Raw genomic sequence first — 2,639 nt, forward strand, 5'->3', positions numbered from 1 at the left:
AGCCGCCAGGCTGCGCTGGGCGCCGCTCATGGCGGTGTAGAGCATTCTGTCCATCCGCTATTCCCTCACACCTTGCCGTGTTGCCGTCAGCGCCCGACCCTCAACGCCCGCTCTTGATGCGCTGGTTCATCGCTGAGCACTGACGCTCGAGATGACCCGGTTCGCCTCGACATCTCTGCTGTTTTCATTGCAGAAGACGAACCGCGTCACATGTCAGGAGTGGCATTAGCGCATGTTGATGACGCTTTGCTGGACCTCGTCCTGGACCTTGATGGTCTGGGCGTTGGACTGATAGTTGCGCTGAGCGATGATCAGATCGACCAGCTCAGTGGTCAGGTCGACGTTGGAGGCCTCGACGACCCCGGACTGGACCTCACCGAAGACGCCCTCACCCGGCACACCGACCAGCGGAACACCCGAGGAAGCGGTGGCGACCCAACCGTTGTCGCCATTGGGCTGCAGACCCTGCTCATTGGCGAAGTTGGCCAGCGCAATGGTGCCCAGTGTCTGCTTGAGCTCATTGGAGTAACTGCCGATCACGCGACCATCTTCCTCGAAGGACACGCCGACAAGACTGCCGGAGGTATAACCATTCTGGGACAGAGTTGTGACTTCAAAATCATTGGCATACTGCGTGCTGCCAGTGAAGTCGATACTGAAGCTAAGCTTTGCAGCACCATTATCAAGCTCATGATTTTGAAGTTGAGGCTCATAACTACTTAATTGCCCATTGCCAGCAAAACTTATTGTCTCAAGCTGTGGATCAAATAAAGCTGCTGCATCAGCCTCGGCCTGTTTAGCTTTTACAAGCTCTTCCTGCGCCTCATCCAACTCACTTTTCAATTGATCTACCAGGTCATCCAAGCCATTTTCTTGACCATCGGCAATACTTGCTTCCAGCTCTTCGACCTTCGCTTCTATAACAGTTAACTCATCAGATGCAGCTTGATACTTAGAAGCTTTACCCGAAAAGTCCATTACATGGTGGACATCCCAGGAATTATTGCCTGTCTTGGCATAAAAGGACGTCACGACATGTTCATCGCCAAGACTGTCATACACAGTCATCGCCGAGGCGTAGTTGTAGGTCGCGGCATCCGTCGGATCAAAATCGGCAGTGGCCGGCACAGGGTCCGCGGCATCCAGATTGAGCGCGACTTCAGCGCCATAGACCTCGAGAGCGATGTTGTCCTGCGTCGCTTTTGCCGCCAGAGGGGCTGTCGGAATCTGCAATACCACGGGTTCCCCGGTGACACCTTCACCGGAATAGCCTGTCAACTGGGCACCCTGGGCCGTGACGATATAGCCCTCGGCATCGATGTTGAGCTGGCCATTGCGCGAATAGACGATCTGACCACTGGTGTCCGAGAAACGCAGGAAGCCATCTCCGGAAATCGCCAGATCGAGATCGCGCCCGGTGGATTCCAGCGAGCCGGAAGTGAAGTCCTGGGCAACGGATGCCAATTGCACCCCGATCCCTGCTGCCTGTGAGCCGGCATAGATGTCGGAGAATTGCGCCTCAGAGGATTTGAAACCCACCGTTTCCGAGTTGGCGATGTTGTTGCCGATCACATCCAGATTGGTAGAAGCCGCACTCAAGCCGCTCAATGCCTGTGAAAACGCCATGGTCTGTCCCTTTGATCGCGATGAAGATGAAAGCCCGAGACCTGTCAGCGAGCTCGGGGGCGGCCAAACGGCCTGAAACTGGTGGCCCGTCCGGCGGGCTCGCTGGCGCTATCCCGGCGCCATGGGCTCAGCTCAAAGCACCTGACGCACGGCGTCCAGACTGACGACACCCAACACCGGACCCAGGTCCAGCTGGGCACCGCTGTCGGTCTGATTGACGCCACTGACCACGCCATAACTCAGCGTCTGCAGGTCGTCATAGCTCTCGCCTGCCCGCTCGGCCGTCACGACCAGCTGGTAGGAGCCATCAGCGGCTTCAGTGCCATCATCCAGCAAACCGTCCCAGACGAAGCCATGAATACCCGCCTCCAATGCGCCCAACTCGAAGGTCTTGACCACACTGCCATCCGCGCCCAGCACCTCGACGGTGGCATTGTCGACATCGTCGGCCAGCTCAAGGCCGAAGGGTGTCGAGGTCGCGTTGCCCACCAGCACCGCATTGCCGCCGACCAGCACGCCCTGATCGAGAAGACTGGCCGCCTGCAGCGCTTCACTGCTGGAAATCTGCGCCGTGATGCCCTCAAGGGTGGTGTTGAGTTCTTCGATACCACTGACGGTGCTGATCTGGGCCAGCTGCGCGGTCAGGTCGGAATTCGACACCGGGTCCATCGGGTCCTGGTTCTGCATCTGCGCCACCAGCAGGGTCATGAATTGATCATTGAGCTCCTCGGTACTGCTCACCGACTGCGTGCTGTCGGTGACGCCGGAGGACGTGGTGGTCTGGTTGATGCTGTTGAGCACACTGGTGTCTAGCGTCGCCATGCGATTACCCGAAATCAGAAGAAGCGGTCAGAAGGCCAAAGCCTCGAGCGAGGGTCATTCCCCCAGCGTCAGCGTCTTGCGCAGCAGAGACTTGGAGGTATTGAAGACCTCGACATTGGCCTCGTAGGACTTGGAAGCCGCGATCATGTCGACCATCTCGGCAACCGGATCGACATTGGAGAAGGTCACAT

At 57.7% G+C, this 2,639-nt stretch carries 3 protein-coding genes; all 3 read right to left on the reverse strand.

Going from position 1 to position 2,639, the window contains the following annotated elements; genetic code table 11:
- Positions 1–225: 225 nt before the first annotated feature.
- Positions 226–1,626, reverse strand: coding sequence for a flagellar hook protein FlgE (flgE, locus tag AC4FAH_RS14435; RefSeq protein WP_288387955.1), 1,401 nt, complete (start codon positions 1,624–1,626; stop codon positions 226–228).
- Between the two features lie 132 nt (positions 1,627–1,758).
- Positions 1,759–2,448, reverse strand: coding sequence for a flagellar hook assembly protein FlgD (locus AC4FAH_RS14440; RefSeq protein ID WP_284726039.1), 690 nt, complete (start codon positions 2,446–2,448; stop codon positions 1,759–1,761).
- A 54-nt stretch (positions 2,449–2,502) separates the two neighbouring features.
- Positions 2,503–2,639, reverse strand: a 137-nt coding sequence (locus AC4FAH_RS14445; RefSeq protein WP_490246303.1) for a flagellar basal body rod C-terminal domain-containing protein, incomplete at its 5' end; no start/stop codon positions are given.

This window comes from Cobetia sp. (assembly GCF_983723665.1).